Origin of the sequence: Streptomyces sp. NRRL F-5122 (assembly GCF_001507435.1) — a bacterium.
In the GTDB taxonomy this organism is placed as follows: domain Bacteria; phylum Actinomycetota; class Actinomycetes; order Streptomycetales; family Streptomycetaceae; genus Streptomyces; species Streptomyces lannensis.
On sequence record NZ_LMWH01000070.1, the window covers coordinates 36,486 to 55,687 of the forward strand.

General features: G+C 69.7%; 17 protein-coding genes and 1 tRNA gene. 7 read left to right on the forward strand and 11 right to left on the reverse strand.

Going from position 1 to position 19,202, the window contains the following annotated elements:
- Nucleotides 1-81: 81 nt before the first annotated feature.
- Nucleotides 82-2,097: a SpoIIE family protein phosphatase gene (locus ADL25_RS10090; protein WP_079050279.1), complete on the reverse strand. Its 2,016-nt coding sequence runs from the start codon at nt 2,095-2,097 to the stop codon at nt 82-84.
- A 568-nt stretch (nt 2,098-2,665) separates the two neighbouring features.
- Between ADL25_RS10090 and ADL25_RS10095 the strand changes: the two genes are divergently transcribed.
- The gene (locus ADL25_RS10095; RefSeq protein WP_059127324.1) at nt 2,666-3,655 is read left to right on the forward strand and encodes a helix-turn-helix domain-containing protein; all 990 of its coding nucleotides are present in this window, start codon (nt 2,666-2,668) and stop codon (nt 3,653-3,655) included.
- Between the two features lie 123 nt (nt 3,656-3,778).
- Here ADL25_RS10095 and ADL25_RS10100 read toward each other — a convergent pair whose 3' ends face one another.
- Nucleotides 3,779-5,236 (reverse strand): multicopper oxidase family protein, encoded by a 1,458-nt coding sequence (locus ADL25_RS10100; protein WP_059127325.1) that lies wholly within the window; start codon nt 5,234-5,236, stop codon nt 3,779-3,781.
- A 188-nt stretch (nt 5,237-5,424) separates the two neighbouring features.
- Nucleotides 5,425-5,925, reverse strand: coding sequence for a Dps family protein (locus ADL25_RS10105; protein ID WP_059127326.1), 501 nt, complete (start codon nt 5,923-5,925; stop codon nt 5,425-5,427).
- 244 nt (nt 5,926-6,169) lie between these two features.
- On the opposite strand from ADL25_RS10105, the gene ADL25_RS10110 reads away from it, so the two are divergent.
- Nucleotides 6,170-6,538 (forward strand): hypothetical protein, encoded by a 369-nt coding sequence (locus ADL25_RS10110; RefSeq protein ID WP_059127327.1) that lies wholly within the window; start codon nt 6,170-6,172, stop codon nt 6,536-6,538.
- A gap of 158 nt (nt 6,539-6,696) precedes the next feature.
- Here the strand turns inward: ADL25_RS10110 and ADL25_RS10115 are convergent, their stop codons facing one another.
- The 4 genes from ADL25_RS10115 to ADL25_RS10130 form a co-directional block, all read right to left on the reverse strand.
- The gene (locus tag ADL25_RS10115) at nt 6,697-7,479 is read right to left on the reverse strand and encodes an ABC transporter permease (protein ID WP_059127328.1); all 783 of its coding nucleotides are present in this window, start codon (nt 7,477-7,479) and stop codon (nt 6,697-6,699) included.
- Nucleotides 7,476-8,474: an ATP-binding cassette domain-containing protein gene (locus tag ADL25_RS10120; RefSeq protein WP_059127329.1), complete on the reverse strand. Its 999-nt coding sequence runs from the start codon at nt 8,472-8,474 to the stop codon at nt 7,476-7,478. The genes ADL25_RS10115 and ADL25_RS10120 overlap by 4 nt, the downstream gene beginning before the upstream one ends.
- 76 nt (nt 8,475-8,550) lie before the next feature.
- Nucleotides 8,551-9,393 carry a DUF4097 family beta strand repeat-containing protein gene (locus ADL25_RS10125; RefSeq protein WP_059127330.1) on the reverse strand — a complete coding sequence of 281 codons (843 nt, stop codon included), beginning with the start codon at nt 9,391-9,393 and terminating at the stop codon, nt 8,551-8,553.
- Nucleotides 9,394-9,473: 80 nt separating this feature from the next.
- The gene (locus ADL25_RS10130) at nt 9,474-9,992 is read right to left on the reverse strand and encodes a toxin-antitoxin system HicB family antitoxin (protein ID WP_059127331.1); all 519 of its coding nucleotides are present in this window, start codon (nt 9,990-9,992) and stop codon (nt 9,474-9,476) included.
- A 502-nt stretch (nt 9,993-10,494) separates the two neighbouring features.
- On the opposite strand from ADL25_RS10130, the gene ADL25_RS45940 reads away from it, so the two are divergent.
- Nucleotides 10,495-10,962, forward strand: coding sequence for a hypothetical protein (locus ADL25_RS45940; protein WP_234380813.1), 468 nt, complete (start codon nt 10,495-10,497; stop codon nt 10,960-10,962).
- A 572-nt stretch (nt 10,963-11,534) separates the two neighbouring features.
- Here ADL25_RS45940 and ADL25_RS10135 read toward each other — a convergent pair.
- A complete protein-coding gene (locus tag ADL25_RS10135) occupies nt 11,535-12,389 on the reverse strand; it encodes an NAD-dependent epimerase/dehydratase family protein (RefSeq protein WP_059127418.1) in 855 nt (284 codons plus the stop codon).
- Nucleotides 12,390-12,525: 136 nt separating this feature from the next.
- Here ADL25_RS10135 and ADL25_RS10140 point away from each other — a divergent pair, with 136 nt between their 5' ends.
- A complete protein-coding gene (locus ADL25_RS10140; RefSeq protein ID WP_059127332.1) occupies nt 12,526-13,374 on the forward strand; it encodes a helix-turn-helix transcriptional regulator in 849 nt (282 codons plus the stop codon).
- 525 nt (nt 13,375-13,899) lie between these two features.
- On the opposite strand, the gene ADL25_RS10145 is transcribed toward ADL25_RS10140, so the two are convergent.
- Nucleotides 13,900-14,433: a DUF5994 family protein gene (locus ADL25_RS10145; RefSeq protein ID WP_059127333.1), complete on the reverse strand. Its 534-nt coding sequence runs from the start codon at nt 14,431-14,433 to the stop codon at nt 13,900-13,902.
- A 277-nt stretch (nt 14,434-14,710) separates the two neighbouring features.
- Between ADL25_RS10145 and ADL25_RS10150 the strand changes: the two genes are divergently transcribed.
- The 3 genes from ADL25_RS10150 (at nt 14,711) to ADL25_RS10160 (ending at nt 16,012) form a co-directional block, all read left to right on the forward strand.
- On the forward strand, nt 14,711-15,247 hold the full coding sequence (locus ADL25_RS10150; protein WP_059127419.1) for a DUF5994 family protein: 537 nt from the start codon (nt 14,711-14,713) through the stop codon (nt 15,245-15,247).
- Between the two features lie 148 nt (nt 15,248-15,395).
- Nucleotides 15,396-15,656 (forward strand): hypothetical protein, encoded by a 261-nt coding sequence (locus ADL25_RS10155; RefSeq protein WP_059127420.1) that lies wholly within the window; start codon nt 15,396-15,398, stop codon nt 15,654-15,656.
- A gap of 83 nt (nt 15,657-15,739) precedes the next feature.
- Nucleotides 15,740-16,012 carry a hypothetical protein gene (locus ADL25_RS10160; RefSeq protein WP_059127334.1) on the forward strand — a complete coding sequence of 91 codons (273 nt, stop codon included), beginning with the start codon at nt 15,740-15,742 and terminating at the stop codon, nt 16,010-16,012.
- Nucleotides 16,013-16,236: 224 nt separating this feature from the next.
- Here the strand turns inward: ADL25_RS10160 and ADL25_RS45365 are convergent, their stop codons facing one another.
- Both ADL25_RS45365 and ADL25_RS48925 read right to left on the reverse strand, forming a co-directional pair.
- A complete protein-coding gene (locus ADL25_RS45365) occupies nt 16,237-18,432 on the reverse strand; it encodes a SpoIIE family protein phosphatase (RefSeq protein WP_079050280.1) in 2,196 nt (731 codons plus the stop codon).
- Between the two features lie 189 nt (nt 18,433-18,621).
- Nucleotides 18,622-18,736 (reverse strand) — tRNA-Ser (locus ADL25_RS48925).
- Nucleotides 18,737-19,202: the final 466 nt, after the last annotated feature.

The following is a 19,202-nucleotide window of genomic DNA, read 5'->3' on the forward strand; positions in this document are numbered from 1 at the left end:
ACCCGGGGACCCGGCGACACGGCGCCGGGCGGGGGCCGGGGTGCGCACCGCCGCCCGGCGGCCCGCGCCGTGCGCGAGGTCTCAGTTGGTCGGCAGCACCTGCTGGCACCAGATCGTCTTCCCCTTGGCGTTGTGCCGGGTTCCCCACTTCTGGCTGAGCTGGGCGACCAGGAGGAGGCCCCGGCCGCCCTCGTCGTAGGTGCGGGCGCGGCGCAGATGAGGAGCGGTGCCGCTGGCGTCGGACACCTCGCAGATCAGCGCGCCGTCGCGGATCAGTCTGAGCTCGATCGGGGGCTCGCCGTAGCGGATGGCGTTGGTGACCAGCTCGCTGACGAGCAGCTCGGTGATGCAGGTCGCCTCGCACAGCCCCCAGGCGTCCAGTTGCTCGACGGCCTGCTTCCGTACCCGCGCGACCAGGGCCGGGACGGCGGGTATGTCCCAGCTGGCGACCCGGTCCGAGGTGAGCACACGGGTACGGGCGAGCAGCAGCGTCACATCGTCCCCGGGGCGGTCGGTGACCAGGGTGTGGATGATGGAGTCGCATGCGGCCTCGAGCGAGGCCGCGGGCGCCGCCAGCAAGTCACGCAGTTCGGTCACGCCGTCGTCCAGGGCGCGCTCCCGGGTCTCGACCAGGCCGTCGGAGTAGAGGGCGAGCACGCAGCCCGCGGACAGGTCGAGCTCGGTGGTCTCGAAGGGCAGACCGCCCAGGCCGAGCGGCGGTCCCACGAATCCGGCGACAAGATCCACGGCGCCGTCCGGGGTGAGCAGGACGGGCAGCGGATGGCCGGCCGAGGCCAGCGCACAACGGCACGAGACCGGGTCGTAGACGGCGTACAGGCAGGTCGCCCCGACGTCGCCGGCCGCTCCCGCATCGCACGCCCCCGCCTCGTCGTTCCGGGCGGTGCCAGGGCGGTCGTCCTCGGCGAAGTGGAGGACGAGGTCGTCGAGGTGGGTGATGAGCTCGTCGGGCGGCAGGTCGAGGTCCGCGAGGGTGCGCACGGCGGTGCGCAGCCGTCCCATGGTGGCGGACGCGTTGATGCCGTGGCCGACGACGTCCCCCACGACGAACGCGACCCGGTGGCCGGAGAGCGGGATCACGTCGAACCAGTCGCCGCCCACCCCGGCCTGCGCACCCGCGGGCAGATAGCGGAAGGCCACGTCCGCCGCCGTCTGTCCGGGCAGTTGCTGCGGCAGCAGACTGTGCTGCAGAGCCAGCGCGGTCGACCGTTCACGGGTGTACCGACGCGCGTTGTCGATGGCCACGGCGGCCTTCGCGGCCAGTTCCTCGGCGACGGCCGGATCGCCCGCTTCGAAGGGCCTGCTGTCCCGCGTACGCCAGAAGTCGACCGTCCCCAGCAGCATGCCCCGCGCCCGCAGCGGCGCCGTGACCAGCGAGCCGGGTCCGAAGTCCGGCACGGTCCCGGCCCGCTCCGGGCTCAGTGACCGCCGTGCGGTCGACGCGAGCAGATCGGGCTCGCTCCATGTGAGCGCGCCCGGGAGCCCGCAGGCCGCGGGGGCCGGGGCGACGGGCCCGGCCGACATGTCCGAGGGATGGAACGGACGGTCCTCCCTGACGCCTCCTACGGCCACCCGCCGCAGTTCGGCGGAGCCGTCCTCCGGCTCCTCGCCGGCCAGGACCGATGCCGCCAGGTCGACGGTGACGAAGTCGGCGAACCCCGGCACGGCCACCTGCACCAGCTCCTCTGCGGTCCGCTCCACGTCGAGGCTGGTGCCGATGGACGTACTGGCCTGGCAGAGCAGATCGAGGTGCTCATGAGCGGCCTGCGCCCGTCTGCGCTGGGCCCGGCCACGAACCGCCAGCTCCGAGACGGCGACTCCGATGACCAGCAGCAGCAGAACCGTCCAGGCGTTCTCGGCACTTGCCAACGACAAGGCGTTCCACGGCGGGACCAGGAAGTAGTCGAACCAGACGGTGGCCGACACCGCCGCGAGGGCGCCCGCGAGGCGATGGCCCTGGGCGGCCACGGCCACCACCACCGCCACCAGGACGAGGGCGGCGTCCACGCCGGGGAACATGGTCCGGAACGGCACCAGCACCAGGCAGACGAGGAGTGGCGCCACCAGGGCACACACCATGGCCGTCGGGCCACCCCTGATAAACCGCACAAATTCACCATACCCACTGATAATCGTTCACCGGATCGGGAAGCTGCGGGTCGGTGTTCCGGCGGCTGCGGTGACGGCCGGCCGGCGGGTTGCGTCCCTCCGTGGATCCGCCGAAGCCGCAGGGCCCCGCACGCCAGAGCCGTCCTCCCCCGTACTGGACAGGCGGCCAGGCCTGCCGTTGATCACGGCACTGGCGGCGGGGGCCCTGCGACCCGCCCGTCAGGGCCTCCAAGAGGCTCCGACGGGGGCTTCTGCGCCCCCCGGTTCGATGCGCACGGCGTTTTGGTGATCACGGTCGAGTCTCGCGCCGTCCGGAATGCCCCTGCGCCGAGAAGGGCCCCGCGACGGGCAACCCGGCGGGGTCGGGCCGGCGATCGCCGCCCGTCCGTCGGGGTGCGGCATCAGCCTGCCGTCCGATCCCGGCCGCGTCATGAGCGATCGGCGCACTCGACTTGGCTCACAACGCACTTCCGTTGTCCCGCACCCCCGAGGACGCTCGTACGCACCGCGCAGCGAGCGGCACGTACGAGGGAAGAGCATGCTGACCACAGTGCTGGACACCGCCCATCTGCCATCCACGGATCGGGCGGCCGCCTGGATGGAGACCACGGGGGAGGCCCTGATGGCCACCCGCATCAGGTTCGCCGTCGAGCCGGAACGGATCGAAGCCCTGATCAAGACCATGGACCTCGGACCGGCGCAGCTGTCGCTGATGTCCTACACCCCTCTGCTGTCCCAGCGCACTCCCCGGCTCATCCGCCGGTCCGATCCCGAGATGTTCCAGATCGCGCTGACCCTCTCGGGCCGGCAGAGCATCGAACAGGCCAGGGCCCACGCCTCGGTCGGCCCCGGGGACCTGCTGCTGTACGACAGCTCCCGGCCGTTCACCGCCACCGCCGGCCCGGACCCGTCCGGGGCACGGACGATGCTGTTGCAGTTCCCCCGGCGCCTCCTGCCCCTGCCCGAGCAGGTCGTGGCACCGCTGTGCGGAACGGCGCTTCCCGGGCAGCAGGGGGTCGGACGGCTCCTGCACGTGATGCTGACCTCCCTCGCCGACACGCACGCGGAACTGACCCCGGCCGACCGCGCCCGGGTGGGCACCACCGCCCTCGATCTCACGGCGGCCCTGCTCGCCCACCACTGCGACCGAGACACCCTGCTTCCCGCAGGGTCACGGCAGCGTGCGTTGTTCGAGCAGATCAGCGCCTACATCAGCACGCACCTGCACGACCCCGCACTCACACCGGGCTCGCTGGCCGCGGCGCACTACATCTCCACGCGCTATCTGCACCGTGTCTTCCAGCAGCACGGCACCACGGTCGGCGACGTCGTCCGGCAGCAGCGCATCGCCCGCTGCCGACGTGACCTGGCCGACCCCTCCCAGCGCACCGTCCCCGTCAGCACGATCGCCCTGCGCTGGGGATATCCACGACCGTCCGACTTCACCCGCGCCTTCCGCGCGGCGGTCGGCATGACGCCCAGCGAGTTCCGCGCCTTCGCCCAGGACACGGACGGCCCGCGCCGCTAGCGACGCCGGTGCGTCGGGGATGCCCCGGTCCTCGCTGCTCCGCCTTCCGTCCTTGCCGGAGCGGCGTCCTCCACACCGCCGTGACCGCCGCACGCCGTACGGCCCGCGACCGCCGTTCCCGTCCTATCTGCGGATGTCCAGGACGGACATCATGCCCATGTCCTCGTGGTTGAGGAGATGGCAGTGCAGCACGGTCCGCCCGGTGAAGTGGTCGAAGCGGATCCGCAGGACGAGCTTCTGGCCGCGCGGCACGTTGACCGTCTCGTGCCAGGCGCGGGCGGGGTCCACCGCCTTCCCGTTCAGGGACATCACCTGGAACTGGTTGGTGTGGACGTGGAAGGTGTGGTCCTCCTGCGTGTCGTTGCGCACCGTCCACTCCTCGACGGTGTTGAGCCGGGAGACGAAGTCGATGCGCTTCGGGTCGTAGTACTTGCCGTTGATGTAGAACCGCGTCCCCGCCTTGTTCTCGGTGTAGATCATCGTTTTGCGGGCGGCGATCCTGTCGCGGGTGAGATCGGCGAGAGGGCCGAAGAGGGACGGGATACGGGACCGGACCATAGGGGGACCGCCGGTGACGACCGTCGCCAGGTTCGCCTGCGGGAAGCTGTTGCCCGCCGGTCCGGTGTAGAACGGCTGCGTCTCCAACTGGGCGGTGCCGGCCGGACCTCCCTGCACCAGCACGTCGTACCGGGCGGCGGCCGGGACGATCAGCGTGTCCGCGGAGTAGATCCGGTGGACGGGCCTGCCGTCCTGGGCGACCACATGGAAGGTGGCGCCCTTCAGGCGCAGTTTGTAATAGATGTTGGCCCCGATGTTGGCGACCCGCCACAGCTGGGTCTCGCCCGGGCGGATGCGGATCACCGGATTCTGCTGGCCGTTGACCGTGCGATTGGTCTTCGCCCCGATCGACAACGGATGGATCTTGATCTCGTTGCCCTTGATCTGGTTGTCCTTCAGGGCGATCACGCGCTCGGTGATGGTGCGCAGGTGCCTCGGCAGATAGGTGCGCAGGCCGTCGACGACGATGAGGCCCGACTCGCCACCGGCCACCTGGGCGGCCGAGTGCATGTCGATGTGCGAGTGGTACCAGTACGTGCCCGGTGTGATGCTCCGCGGCATCCGGTAGGTGTAGTCATAGGTCGCGCCGGGCCTGATGGAGATGAAGATGTCGTCGGCGGGCCGGCGCGGTGAGACGTTCAGCCCGTGCGTATGGAGATTGGTGTCCGCCGTGACACCCTGCCACTCCGCCCCGACGCGGTTCACCAGCGTCAACTCGATGCGATCGCCCGGCTGGACGCGGAGTGTGGGCGGCATGTAGCGGCCGTTGTAGGTCAGCGCCCACAGCCGGCGGTCGCCCACCCATACCCTGCGCCGCTCCACCACGAGGGTGGTCCGCAGCACCCCGTGACGGCTCGCCACCTCCGGGGGGTCGAGAAGACCGGCACCTCTGAGCCGTGCTCCGGACGGCGTCGCACCCAGCGTCGCCGGCTTGGACGGCGGCGCCGCGTCACAGCCGGACAGCCAGGACAGGGCGAGCGCCAGGCAGGCGAGGGTCCCGGTCGTCTTGGACCATGAGCGCATGACAGTCTCTCCGGGGGTGGCGTGCCGTGCTCGGGTGATCCGAAGCCGGATGAGCCGGACATGACGCGGGTCATGCGGGTTCATACGAGGTCGGGGCGGGGCCGCCGCAGGTGCTTCGGACCGCCATCCGGGGAGAATAGTGGTAATGGTCCCTTTTTGTGATGTGACGCGCCACGACAGAAACGGTGTCAGGCGGACCGGTTCTCCGCGCTGACCATCCAGGCGTACTTCTCCAGCGAGTCGATGATGCCGTGCAACAGGTCGGCCGTGGAGGGGTCCTCGCTGTCGACCTGGTCGTGATGGGTGCGCACCGTGTCGACCGTGGCGCGCAGCCGCGCGGTGACGAGATCGACCACCGCGCTCACACTCCGCGCCCCCTCCGGGAACGCGGGCAGTGTCGTGCTCGCCGCCACGGTGTCGGAGCGGCCGTCCGGCCAGGCCTCGAGAGCGCGCATGCGTTCGGCGATGGTGTCGGCGAACTCGCGTGCCTCGTCGACGATTTCGTCGAGCTGCAGATGAAGGTCCCGGAAGTTGTGGCCGACGACGTTCCAATGGGCCTGCTTGCCCTGGAGGTGCAGTTCGACAAGATCCACGAGGATCTGCTGCAACGCTCGGGCGAACTGCGGCGAGGCGGTGAATCCTGCGACCTCGGCCTCCGGACGTCGGGAACCCCCGGGCGATGCGGTCATGGCGTGCCTCCTCGGAAAGGACCGAACAGCAGCCCCCGGAAGAGGAGGCCCGTTGACCTACACGATCAAGCCTAGGGAGGCTCCTCTCCGCCGCCACTGCGCCTGATCCGCTCGGGCGACACCGGGAACCCGGACGAGAGAGTCCGGAAGGCCGCAGGTCGGCGACGGACGGGCACCGCCGTCCGAGGGGTCCGCGGGCGGCGCGGCTGCGCGCATCCGTGGCGGCCGGCGAGCGTGGTCATGGGTGACCGCGGCATACCGTGCGCACGACCGGTGCGGGCCCGCGGGCGGCTCGTACGCGGACATCGAGGCCGAACTTCCAGGCCGGCGTGGCCTGCTGAGCCGTGGTCGGGGCGGCAGCGGCTACGCTCTCGCCGTCGACAATGGGGAGGGGAAGATCGTCATGGCCATGGGAGCATCGCTGCCCGGCAGAGAGTGGATGATCAAGGACGCCAAGGGCCGGAAGTACAGCTACGACTCGGAGGAAGAAGCGTTCCGGGAGCTCTCCGACTTCGGGGAGGGCGCCACGGTGTGGACCCGTGATGTCTATCGAGTCCTGTTCTTCACCAGGTCGATGGAGGGCTGGAAGCAGGTCCCCCACCCGCGCGGATAGCGTGCCCTCGCCCGGCCGGGCGCCAGGACGCGCCCCCGGGCGGCCGTGCCGGCCGGCGGACCGTGCGCACGACAAGGGGCCCTTGACCGGTGCGCCCGGTCAAGGGCCCGGTGTCCCGGGTGGGTGTGCGATGTCGGTGGCCGGTGACCCGCGGAAGCTCAGCGCTTGGAGGTGCCGTTGAACAGCGAGCGCGACCAGACGTAACCGACCAGGGCGATGCCGGCGCACCAGGCGAGCGAGATCCAGCCGTTGTCGCCGATCTCCGAGCCGGAGAGCAGGCCGCGCAGCGTCTCGGTCATCGGCGTGAACGGCTGGTACTCGGCGAACCAGCGCAGGCCCGGCGACATCGAGTCGGCCGGTACGAACGCCGAGCCGAGGAACGGCAGGAACTGGATCAGCAGCGGCTTGTTGCTGGCGGACTCGACGGTCTTGGAGATCAGCCCGAGCGCGACCGACAGCCAGGTCACCGCGAAGGCGATCGCCGTGAGGAGGCCGGCCGCGGCCAGCCATTCGAGCGGGGTCGCCCCGGACCGGAAACCGACGGCGAGCGCGACGCCCACGACCGGGACCATGCACACCATCGTCTGGATGACGCTGCCGATGACATGCCCCGTCATGAACGACGAGCGCGTGATGTCCATCGTGCGGAAGCGGTTGATGATGCCTTCGGTCATGTCGGAGCAGACCGCGATGGAGGTCGACATCGAACCGGCGGCCACCCCCATGATGATGATGCCGGGCGTCAGGTAGTTCACGTACGTGCCCCGGCCACCGCCCATGCCCGCGCCGATCGAGTCACCGAAGGCGTACACGAACAGCAGCAGCATCAGGATCGGCGTCAGGGCGCTGCCGAGCCCCACGGACGGATAGCGGATCGCGTGCTTGAGGTTGCGCCGCAGCATCGTCGTCGAGTCGTGCACGGCGTGGGTGAGGGTGCTCATCGCAGGGTCTCCTTGACGTGGAGCGGGGTGCCGGTTTCGGTGGTGCCGCGGCCGGTCAGGGCGAGGAACACGTCGTCGAGGTCGGGGGTGTGCACGGAGAAGTCGGCCGCCGGGATCCCGGCGGCGTCGAGCCGGTCGATCAGTCCGCGCAGCGCGTCGAGGCCGCCGTCGCCGGCCACGCGCAGGGCGAGGTTCTCGTCGTCCCGGGCCGCGCCGGGGAACACGGCCGCCGCGCGCTCGTACTCGTCGGAGTCGGTGAACCGCAGCCGTACATGACTGCCGGGGATCTGCGCCTTGAGCTCGTCGGCGCTGCCCTCGGCGACGATCCGGCCGCCGTCGAGCACGGCGATCCGGTCGGCCAACTGGTCGGCCTCGTCCAGGTACTGGGTGGTGAGGAGGACCGTGGTGCCGCCCGCGACCAGCGAGCGCACCGTGTCCCACATGGTGCGGCGGCTGCGCGGGTCGAGACCGGTCGTCGGCTCGTCCAGGAAGATCACCCGGGGGTCGCCGACCAACGTCATGGCGAGGTCGAGCCGGCGCCGCATACCGCCGGAGAAGGTGGCGGCCCGCTTGTGCGCGACGTCGGCGATACCGAACCGCTCCAGCAACTCCTCCGCCCGCAGGCGCCCTTCACGTTTGCCGAGGCGCAGCAGGTCGGCCATGAGAAGCAGGTTCTCCTCGGCGGTGAGCAGGTCGTCGAGCGCGGCGAACTGTCCGGTGACGCCGATCGCGGCGCGCACCCTGTCCGGTGCCGTGGCGACGTCGTGCCCGGCGACCTGGGCCTGTCCGCCGTCGGCGGCGATGAGCGTGGACAGAATCTGCACGGTGGTGGTCTTGCCGGCGCCGTTCGGCCCGAGCAGCGCGAACACGGACCCGGCCGGGATGCGTAGATCGATTCCGTCGAGCACGGTCTTGTCGCCGTACGACTTGCGCAGACCGATGGTGGAGACGGCGGCGGGCGGCTGCGAACCGTCGCCCCGCCTGGGCGTGGGCATGACAGATGAAGGCATGGAGCCCTCCCGTTCGAGGGTGAAGTGGCAGAAGGAGTGGGTGAGTTCGCGGTGCGGGCGCTCAGGCCCGGGCGCGGCGCACGTCGATGTTGCCCCAGCGGGTCCGGGCGCGGACCTCCACGGTGTCCTCGGTCTCCGCCGGGGCCTCGGAGGCGGCGAGCGTGTTGCGCACCTGTCCTCGCTCCGAGCTGACATCGAGCCACGCAGCTGTGCCCTCGCGGACGCCGACCTCGATGGCACCGTAGGAGGTCTCCAACTGGACGACTCCGCGCGCGACTTCGTCCACCCGCAGAGTGCCGTGGGCGGTGGTGGCGGTGACCGAGCCCTCGGCGCGCGTGATGTCGATGTTGCCGTGGGCACCGCTCACCCGCAGGTCGCCGATCGCGGCCCCGACGGTCGTGGTGCCGTGCGAGTTCTTCAGGACGGCGGGGCCGTCGACGGTGCCGACGCGCAGGCTGCCGAAGCTGGTGACGACCTCGGCCAGACCCTCGACCCGGTCGACGGTGATCGAGCCGTGGGAGACCGTCAGTTGGAGCGGCCCGGTCGAGTCCAGGCGGACGTCACCGCCCGAGGCCTTCACCCTGACCTCGCCGAGCCGGCCCTCGCCGAGCACCTGGGTCCAGGAGCCGTCCATGTCGATGCGCGAGCCCGTGGGCAGTTCCACCGTCACGTCGACCGCGCCGCTGGGCCCGATGAGTCGGCGCTCCTTCGTCCTGACGGTCAGGACGCCGCTCGCGTATGCGACCTCGGTCTGCTCGGCGGCCCGCACGTCCTTGTCCCTCTTCGCGTTGAGGGGCCGGACCTCGACGACCGTGTCGGGACGGTCGCTCGCGGTGAACCGGATGGAACCGGCGCCCACGTGGGCGGTGACAGAAATCGGTTCGGGAGTGCCGAAAGAAGGCATGGCTGTACCGTCCTCTTGAGTCCTTGGGGCGTCCCCGCTGGTGGGACGTGGTGTGGGTGAAGTGGGGCGGGCGGGCGCGGCTAGCGCACCCAGCCCGTGAAGTTCTGTCCGATGCTGCGGGTCTTCTCCGGCGTACGCGGCCGCGTGCCGCCGTCGACCGCGGCCGACACCGCCCGCACCAGCCATGCGTTGACCGACAGGCCCTCGCGGCTCGCGGCCTCCTCGGCACGCGCCTTGAGGTGGGCCGGCAGACGCAGATTGACGCGGGCGGTGCCGCCCTCGTCGGCCTCTGCGGGTGCTTGCACGTTGAGCGGTTCGACGGGCGCGGCCGCGGCTTCCGTGGAGCCGCCGTAGGCGGGCGGCGGCGTCACCACGAAGTCGGGGTCGAGCCCGCGCAGCCGTACGTCGACCGAGCCGGGGGCGAGCTCGCGGGTGATCTCGTCCATCGCGGCGGAGAGCACATTGAGCATGGTCAGGCGGGTCGCCGACTCCAGAGGAGCGGTGAGCCGGTCGGCCAGTTCGCGGGCGTCTTCCCCGCCGGCTTCGGCGGCCACCGCAAGTTCGCGGCGGAGGGTGTCGACATACGGCGTGAGGTCCATGACGTCATCATGGCACCACTATGGCGCCACAGGCAAGCCCAAGTGGCACCGTACACGGGTCATGCTTGAAGAATGGCGGCCTGAACTGCGAAAAGGTCGGTAGCCAGAGCTGCGCCACACTGGCGCAATGCGTGCTGATGCGTCACCAGGAGCGCAGATCTGGCACCGCCTGGCGCCACATGGCACCACTGGACGCCACGCGGTGCCATGTGATGTCCAGGCTCGAGTGAGCCGGGACAAAACCCGACACCGGCCGGGTGGGGCCTCGCCCCATGGCGGCGGCGCCGGGCTCCGGGTCCCGGCCGATCGGGCGGGCCTCCGGGCCGGTCCGGCATGGCGCCCTGCCGAGACGCGCCGTGCCCGGATGCTGATGGCCTCCGACCACAGCGGGAGGGATCATGGACGACCGACCCACACTCAGAGAAGCCCGGCGACCGACGTCCGCCGGTGGGAGCCATGACACTTCCGGTCAGCCGGGGGTCATCGGCATCCACTCGCCGCCGTGCTGACTGCCGCACTCGCGCAGGGTTCATGGCAGTGGTTCTCCAGCTACTTCGGACTGACCCTCCTCGCGGTGGTCTTCTCCTTCTACCGGCTGCCGACCTGGACGCCTGGGCCGGGATCCGCGTACATGCGGAATCTGACCGCGTTCTCCCTGGTGGTCGGCCTGTGCGTGGCGATCACCCTGGCACCTGCCCTTCAGCGCTGGGCCTGGTTGTTTCCCATGCCGGGCACTCGACGCGGATGTCCTGAGACGGGCAGGTACGCAGGCCTCCAGACAGAAGCCGCACTCGCCGACCTGGCCGGTCGCGACGGAGCCGCCTTGGCCCGCGTACGGGAGGCCAAGATCCATGAGGCGGTCGCCCGACTGCCCTGTCGGCCACCACGACCTTGTGGCTGCCGGTGTACGGGTTCGGCGCGGCCTTACTGGTGGCTCTGGGCGCATGGTGCCTCGACCGGGCCCGGGTGAGGAGGAACCCGGCCGTGGCCGCCGGTTTGAACCCTCCCCGCGCGGACTGAGCGGATGCGCGCACGCGGCATTCGATCGCGGGTTCTCCGTGCCGAAGGGACGAGGAGCGGGGCCCTTGCACGCCTGACCGAGCGAAGGACCACGCAGGACACCGGGCGACCACGGTCGGGGACATGCCGACGGCCCCCGACCGATCCATCAGGTCAGGGGCCGTTCAGCTGCGCGATGGGTGTGGGATTTGAATCCACGGTGACTCGCCACACGACGGTTCTCAAGTCTGTGAGTGGCACGCGGTACTGCGACGCATGCCCCACGCCCTGAATCGGCCGCTCACGAGGATGCCTACGCCGGTGGACAGCGCGATCAGGAGAATCGACGGCAGGCCTTCGAGGGCCACGTGGCGGCCACCCCTGCGCCCAGGGCCGACCGCTGCCGACCCCGAGCAACCGGCTGACGTGCCCGACCGACTTCGGCGACCACCGTGCCTGTACCTGGGGGCGGTCGTGATCGGCGTGGGGGGGGCGGTGCTGGTGGGGCGGATCGGAGGGTGAACCAACCTCGCGTGGTGACCGTCACAGGGCTCCGGCGTCCCGGGCCGTCCAGACGCTCGGATAGATCGGCCGGAAGCCGAGCTCCCGGCGGATGCGCTGGTTGGACATGATCCCGAACCACGGGTCGGGGTCCGTGAGCTCGTGGAGCCCGGCGGGCACTTCGACGCCGTTGAGCTGGTACAGCTCGACCGTCGTGACGGGGGCGTCATCGGCGATGTTGTAGATCCGGCCGGCGATGCTCGGCGCGTACAGAAGACGCATCAGCCCCTGGGCGACGTCCGCGTGGTGGGCCATCTGCAGGCGCTGGTGCGGTGCCCAACCGGCGGCCCAGTGCATGGAGTTGGCGAGGTGCGGGTCGCCCTCGCCGTAGACGAAGGGGAGCCGCCCGATGCGTACGTCCAGGCTCTTGAGCGCGAGCAGTTCACGCTCGGCCTCGGCCTTGGACTCGGGGTAGGCGCCCCACATCTCGCCGCCCGGTCGGCTCTCGTCCTCCTCGGTCAGCGGGCGGCCCCGTCCGACGCCGTACACATTGCCCGTGCTGACCTGCACGAACCGCTCCACGCCGGAGGCCTGCGCGGCGCGGCCCAGGGCCACCGCGGCGTCCCGGTTGACGGCCCACGCCTCCTCGTCCGGCACCCCGCGGAAGGAGGCGGCGACGTTCACGACGGCGTCCACGCCGACCAGCGCCTTGCCGAGTGCCTCCTCGTCGCGCATGTCTCCTACGGCGACCTGGGCGCCCAGCTCCGCGAAGCGCTCGCCGCGGGCTGCATCCCGTACCAGTACCCGCACCTGCTCGCCCGGCTGCCGCTGGGCCAGCAGCCTCGGCACGAAGCGGCGTCCGACCTGTCCCGTCGTACCGGTCACCAAAGTCAGCATGATGTGCTCCTCACGCACTGTGTCGCCTGTCGTTGATGACCAGCCTCGGCGGATGCGGGAACGATCGGGAGAGACCTCTTCATCGGGGGACCGGGAGTCCCTGGATAAGCCGACCGGCCTCCCGCACCCTGGAGAGGTGAACCGAAGCGAACTCGCCGACTTCCTGCGCCGCGCTCGCGCCCGCCTGGACCCCTCCGACGTGGGCCTCACGGCCGGCGCCCGCCGCCGTACGCCGGGGCTGCGCCGCGAGGAGGTGGCCCAGCTGGCGGGCATGTCCGTGGACTACTACACGCGGATGGAACAGTCCCGGGGCCCGAGCCCGTCCCGCCAGATGCTCACCGCGCTGGCCCGCGCCCTGCGCCTGACGGAGGACGAGCGCGACCACCTCTTCCACCTCACCGGTGAACAGCCGCCGCGCCGGGAGGCGACCAGCACGTACGTGCGCCCGGGCCTGCTCCTGGTGCTGGACCGGCTGCACGACACCCCGGCGATGGTGGTGACCGACTGCGGCGAGGTCCTGGCCCAGAACGCGCTGTCACGGGCGCTGAGCGGAGACGTCCTCGCCCGCCCGCCCCAAGAACGCAACATGATCCGCCGCTTCTTCCTGGACCCGGCGGCCCAGGAGCTGTTCCCGCCCGAGGACCGCCCCGAGCGCGCCCGCGAGCAGGTCGCCGGCCTGCGAGCGGTGGCCTCGGCCCGCCCCACGGACCCCGAACCCTCCTCCCTCGTCGCCGAACTACGCGCCGCGAGCGAGGAGTTCGCCCACCTCTGGGACGAACACGAGGTCGCCGTACGCCGCGCCGCCACGAAGCGCTTTCGGCACCCTGCGATCGGCATCCTCGAACTCGACTGCGAGGTCCTCGTCAACTCCGACCACAACCAGCAACTCGTCATCCACACGGCCCGTCCGGGCACGGAGTCGCACCTTCGCTTGCAGTTGCTGCGGGTGGTGGGCTTGCAGGACCTGACGCCGACGAGCTCCTGAACGCCTGCGCGCCTTTCAAGTCCGCTCCCTGCCACCGCACATCACCCACGATCCCGAACTCCCCGCCGTCCGGTGCCGACAGCGGCACAACGTCTGCCACTGGCACATACAGCGGGTTCGGCGCGATCTGCGGATCCAATCCGTCTTGCTACGACGTGCGCATTTCCGGACTTCCGGGGTCCGAGGTGCGCAAGCGAAACCGAACTGGCCGGTACACCCATGCCCGCGCGCACGCGGCGCGGAAGTGGCCCACTGCGGCGGCGAAGCATCGCGCGAGCATTGCGGAAAGTTTGACCATTGCCACGATGGCTCTATGCCCGAGGGGGCAGGGACGCCCGGCGGAGGATCTCTTGCGCCGGGCGCTCTACCAGCGGGGATTCAATGCAGGACGCCACGGCCAGGAACCGCCGGAGGCCAAGGCTTTGGCACGGGTGGAACGCAACACCCCGGCGGTAGTCGACCTGGACAGTGCGAAGCGCGTACGCATGGTGCTGGAGCGTCTACTGGCGCCCGGACCTCCAGACGTCATTCCTCGGGCTCGTGACGTTCCTCGCCAGTCCGAGAGTCCTCCTCCGCAGGAATCAGGTGTGCCTGATGGGTGCCGGTGTCGATGAGTATCTGTGCGGCATGGGTGACGTTGTCGGCCCGGACGGCCCTGGCCATCGCGACACGGGCGGCGTCGGCTGTCGCGTGCGGCGGGACCACGAGAAGGGAGAAGTGGTCCTGGTCGCCCCGGGTGATCAGGACGGTGTCATCGCCGACCGAGAAGGAGTCGATATGGACGACCTGGTCGTCGATGACCAGGCGCGTGGGAAGTTCATCCCATGCGGTGGCGTCCAGGCCGACGCGCGTGATGGGGCCGAGGTGACCGGTCAGCACGCGTATGAGGGCGGGCAGCTCCGCGCCGATGTCGCGGGAACGCGGCCACCATGCGCCGTCGAGGTTGCCCTCCCGGGAATGTGTCGTCTCCAGTCGCAGAAGAACGGTCCCGGGATTCGCGGCCCGATGGATCGCGTCCGGCAGGAGTCCTGGGGCGTGAGGGATGTCGGATTCGGTCATGGTGTGTCCGCCTGTCTGCGGGATTCGGCGTCGCCGCCGAACGCGGGACCTCGTCTTCTCACCGTAAATCGCGCGCCGCCGCACCGGCTGCGCCCGCCAGTGGTTCCGGACTCGTAGCCTGCCGGTGAAATGCCTGCTCACGCACCGTCCCGGGTCCTCGGAACGGCGTAGAGTGGAAGTACCAGGAGTACTTCGCACACCGGCCGCCATGTCGGTGTCGTTCCCGGCGAGCAACAACACCGGCCTCCAAAAGGAGGCACGGGGACAGGTCCGTGTCATGACCGTGACCATCGAACCTACGATCATCAAAGAGCGCCTGCCTTCGGCGTCGGCCCGGCTGTCCCTGATCCCGACCGGCCCGGTTCCAGGTCTCCTGGACGGTGCCTGGTGGCCCCGCTCCCGTGATCTCCTCCGGGAGATCCCCACTCTGACGGACGCGCTGGACGCGTGCTGGGGTCGGATCACTCACGTCACCGTGAACCCGGCCCACTGGCCCGTCATCCCGCGCAGGGTCCCCGTCACGGGGCACACAGTGCATGTCGGCTGGTTCGCCGACGAGCAGGATCCGAACAAAGTGATGCTCTTCTCCTACACGGTGGGCCGCCTGGACCTGCTGGTGATCCCTCCGGAGACGGAGCCGACCGCCGCCGCCCGGCTGATGGCAGCAGCAACCGTTCCGGGAGGTATCCGCACCGCCAGCGGTCTCATGGTCGACGAGGCCATCAGCCACGAGGCGGCAGAGGCTCAAAGCCGAGAAGAGGAATGGGAGACCGACGGCGGGGCCGCTTCGGCGGCCGGAGCCGCGATCGGATGAGAAGGTGACGACGTGGAGACATCCGCCACCGTTGCCGTGATCTCATGACGCAGACCTTCCAGCCGAGGGCAGGCGTGGGGCGACGGCCGTCACGCTCACGGGCACGTCGCCCCTGATGTACGTCGTCCTGAATGAGCAAGGGGTCACCATGAAGTCACCGGAACTGCCGTCGGCCGGGTACGCGGAGGTTCGTATCGTCGCCGCGGACCCGGAGGCGGCTCGTCATGTCGCGGAGATTCTCCGCCGTTGTTTCGCCGCCGCCGAAGCGCGCAGCTACCCCGCGGGCCCTGACGGCGGAACACGCCTCCACCTCACCGTGGACACCACGCGCATGGCGGAACCGGCGCGCTCCTGGCTGTTGGCCAGCCAGTCCTCCCGCGACGATCACACACAGGCGGATGAAATCTGAGGAGATGGCCCTCAGCGGGGGAAGGAGGACACCGCCCCAGACGTACGGGTTTCCGTCAGTGCCGGCACGAGAGGCAGGCGACCATGGCGAAACTGCACGAGCGGGAGCACTACCGCGAGGCGATCATGAAGACCCTGTACGAGGCCATCGAAGGCAATCGCCTCCTCGGCCTCACCGGGGCACAACTGCGCGAGAACCTCGCCATACCCGAGGAGGACCTGGCCGCCGCCTGCACGTACTTGGCGGCCGAGGGACTGATCCAGGTCGACTGGGCGCGAGGAAACACACCGTCGATGGTCACACTGAAGCACAAGGGGATCCAGCTCATGGAGACCGACGAGAAGGACAGTGACTGACACGGCACATGCCCTCGAGGTTCCGGCCGGTCACATGGTCATGTCCTCCCATATGACTGAAATGGCGTCCCCCGCGTACCCTGGTGAGTGGGCCGGAGCACTCTCACGTGCAACGACCCGGAAGGGCGGCCCCGGTGTGTATACGCCGGGGCCGTTGCGTCACCGGCACATCAGCGTGGGCGTCATTGTCGACCGATGGATGGCACCCCGTCGGCGTGATGTAGTCACATACGTCGGATGACCAGCACGGCCACATCGTCGAGGTGGTCCACCGCGACCGCGGCGTCGAGGACGCGGTCGGCGGTCTCCTCGGCGTTCAGTCCGTCGTGGAACGCTCGGGCGGCCAGCGCTCCGGCCCGCTCCAGTCCGGCTTCCAACGTCAGGCCCGGTCCTTCGACCACGCCGTCGGTGACCATGACCAGCGCACTGCCCTCGTCCAGCGTGAAGTTCTCCTCGCGGTACTCGGTGTCGGGCACGACTCCCAGGACCGGCCCGCCCGGCAGCTCGTGAATGCTGTGGCTGCCGTCCTTGCGCGAGCACAGCAACGGCACATGGCCTGCGCTGGCGCCGGCGACCCGTCCGTCGTGTGGGTCGATATGCAGCATGGTGCAGCTGGCGAATCGTGCCGCCTCCATGGTGACGAGCAGCTCGTTGGTGCGCATCAGCACGGTTGCGGGATCAGGTTCCTGGGCGGCGATCAGGCGCATGGACAAACGGACCTGCCCCATGAAGGCGGCGGCGTCGACGTCGTGCCCCTCAACGTCGCCGATCTCCATGGCGACGGTGCCGTCGGGCATGACGAAGGCGTCGTACCAGTCTCCGCCGATATCCAGTCCGTCGCGGCTGGGTCGGTAGCGGGCGGCGACCTCCAGGCCCGCGAGGTGCTCGGGCAGCGTGGGGAGCATGGTCTTCTGCAGTGCCGTGGCCAGCTCGACCCGTGCCTGCTGCAACCTGATGCGCCTCAGAGCCTGGCCTGCCAGGTCGGCCAGAGTCCCCATGAGGGTCTGCTCATCCAGGGACGGCCGGTATCCGCTTTCATACGTCACCACCCATGCCCCGAGGGGTTGATTGCCGGCCTCGCTGAGGGGGGTCATGGAGACGGCGTAGTCGGAGCCGAGCCGGGCGAGCCGCGGGAATTCGGCCCCGTGCGGCCAGCGGTGGAAGTAGTCCTTGCGGTCGGGGATGAACTGCGGCTTGCCGGTGCGGATCGCTTCCGGCAGCGGGCTCGGGTGGTCCAGCGGGAGGCCGTGCATGGGGCCGGCCTCCCACATGGCTATCCCAGCATCGGTGGAGACGCGCAGCCGGCCTTCGTCGACGAGTGCGAGCAGGGCACCGGTGGCACCGAAGGCCGCCGCGAGCCGGGTCAGGACGACCTGCCGCAGCTCCTGCTCCGTGGCCGCGGTGATCAAGGCGGAGGAGAAGTCGGCGACCTCCCTGGCACGCTGCCGCTCGGCGGCCAGCGCGGCCTGCGCCTTCTCCTTGAGCTTCGCCTTCTTGGTGTCGTCGCGAACCACCCCGAAGATCCGCTCGGGGCCGCCATACCCCAACTGGATCCGACGAGTCTGAACGGCCAGTTGGTGACTACCGTCCTGCTGAGTGAGGTACCGAAACCTCACCCAGGGGGACTGCTGGGTGGAGGCCGAGCGCAGGAGCTGCCGGAAGGCCTCCCGGTCGTCAGGGTGCACTGCCGACATCACTCTGGACAGCGGCGCAGTGAGATCCGGGTAGAGCGCAACCAGCGCTGGTAGGCCACCGAGCCACTCCAGCTGGTGTTCGTGGGGTGAATACGTCCACAGGCCGAGGTCGGCGGCCTCGGTAGCCAGCCGGAACGGGATCAGCAGGCTCGTCACGTCGTTCCGCGCATCCAGGGCGTGCACCCAGACCAGTTGCTCGTCATTGGAGGGATCCTTGACCGGCTGTGCCTCGATCAAGCAGGCAACGGGTGTTCCGCCTGGCCCGGGGAACTCCAGCACCCGCATCGCGACCGTCTTCGTCCTGGCGGCGTGCGCCACGAGAGTCTCGGCCGACATCCGCTGGCTTTCGGGCCACAGCTCACCGAAATCGCGTCCCACGCACTGCTCACCGAAATCACGCCCCAGGCACTGCTCCGCCGGCTTGCCCAGCGCTGTGACCATCGCAGCATTGAGGCCGCGGATGGCACCGTCCAGCGTCAAAAGAGCCGCTGGGTCAGCTCCTCGAAGGAGCTCGTCCGAGGCGTCCATCTGCGACCCCCTGACACATACCAAAACGGCCTCTTCAGCCATCCTCGCGTATTTCGGCATAATATGCCGACAAAGTGGCGATCCCGACCGGCTGCGTTGAGTGACGACGGCAGGGTTCCCGCTGGAAACGGTGGACGGCGGCCCGTGAAGGGGGGTCGACGGAGCTCGGTGCGGTGCAGCAACCCCAGCATGGCCCATGGCCTGTAGCGTCCCTTGGAGACTTCGACGCGACCGCGATGAACGCCGTCGACCGATCCACACGGAGCTACGGATCAGACGGTGCCCGTGCCCCGTCCGTACCCGATCGCGCAGGGAACCAGGTGCCCAGCGGGCACCGCACAACGCAACGGCCCCTGACCGATCGCCTGGTCAGGGGCCGTTCAGCTGCGCGGTGGGTGTGGGATTTGAACCCACGGTGACTCGCGCCACGACGGTTTTCAAGACCGCCCACGAGCGGGATGCAAAAGCGGCGTGACCTGCGACGATGGCGGTACACCATCGCTTCAGTTCTAGCTTTTGGCCGGAGGTTGGCCAGGGCTACGCCGGGAGCATGCAGCCCGGTCGCTGCCAGGACAGCGACTTGACGAAAGAGTCTGCGGGCCCTGGCCACGCCGGAGCCTGGCCAGGGCCACAGCACGACGTGCCCTACGGGCGTGATGACGTCCGCTGGGCCAGACATTCGCTCTTCGCCCATCTATTTTCCGCGCTGGGCCCGGCGTATCTCCCTGACAGTGAGCGCTCCTCCAGCGGTTGTCCCGACGAGCGGCAGCACCGGCATCAGTATCCAGATGACCCATGAAACGAGACCCGTGTCCACGGCCTCGTCCGTCGGCAGGGCGACGCCACGCCGAAGCGACTCTTTCTGCCCCCGTTTATCCGTTTTCGGATAGAAGAAGGTAATTTCTACGACCGAGTGACGATGTGTCATGATTCTGTGAGATGTCGTCCCAGCTCAGCGGCCCTGTGAC